The 855-nt window shown below is 67.5% G+C and carries 1 protein-coding gene; it reads right to left on the bottom strand.

Annotated elements, in window-relative coordinates:
* Positions 1 to 10: 10 nt before the first annotated feature.
* Positions 11 to 810, bottom strand: a protein-coding gene (locus IF78_RS47325) for an IS5 family transposase (protein ID WP_167348348.1) whose coding sequence is annotated in 2 segments (ribosomal slippage) — positions 11 to 462 and positions 462 to 810 — 801 coding nt in all. Because the reading frame shifts where the segments join, the coding sequence is not laid out codon by codon here.
* Positions 811 to 855: the final 45 nt, after the last annotated feature.

The raw sequence follows: 855 nt of genomic DNA, 5'->3' as shown, positions 1-855 counted from the left end.
AGACGTCATCTCATTTGGTGAGTCGGCGGTAGCAGATGAGGGTGCAGGCGATGCTGGTGAAGGCCAGGAAGTGCTCGGCTTTGCGCTCGTAGCGGCGGTGCAGTCTGCGGCATCCGGCGAGCCAGGACATCGTGCGTTCTATGGTCCAGCGGTGACGGCCCAGACGAGTCGAGGATTCGACGCCCTTGCGGGCGATGCGGTGCCTGATGCCGCGCCCGCGTAACCATCGCCGCAGGTGGTCGTAGTCGTACCCCTTGTCGGCGTGGAGCTTTCCCGGTCTGCGCCGCCGTCGTCCGCGCCGGGAGCGGATCGGCGGTATCCCCTTCACCAGCGGAACCAGCGCCTGACTGTCGTGCAGGTTCGCCCCCGAGATTCCGACGGACAGGGGCAGACCGGTCCGCTCGGTGATCAGGTGGACCTTCGAGCCGTACTTGCCCCGGTCGACAGGATTCGGGCCTGTCAGCTCCCCCTTTTCAGGGCTCGCATGTTCACCGAGTCGATCGCGCAGCGGGACCAGTCCAGCTCGCCGCGGGCGCCGAGCTCATCGAGGACCAGGCGGTGGAGCTTTGCCCACACCCGAGCCTTCGACCACTCGGAAAAGCGCCGGTGAGCCGTCGCTCCCGAGGGCCCGAAGGACGCGGACGGCAGCTGCTGCCACGTGCAGCCCGACGTGGCCACGAACACGATCGCGGCCAGCACCTCCCGGTCGCCGTGCCGACGCCGGCCGCCGCCCTGAGGCCGCGACGGAGCCTCCGGGACCACCCGCTGAAACAACTCCCACAACTCATCCGGCACCAGCCGCTCAACGATCGAAACCACGACCGACAGGCTACCGTTCCAAATGAGATGACGTCT

The sequence above is a fragment of the Streptomyces bicolor genome (assembly GCF_000719285.1).
Lineage (GTDB): Bacteria > Actinomycetota > Actinomycetes > Streptomycetales > Streptomycetaceae > Streptomyces > Streptomyces bicolor.
This window is presented reverse-complemented; position numbering and strand designations above follow the sequence as displayed.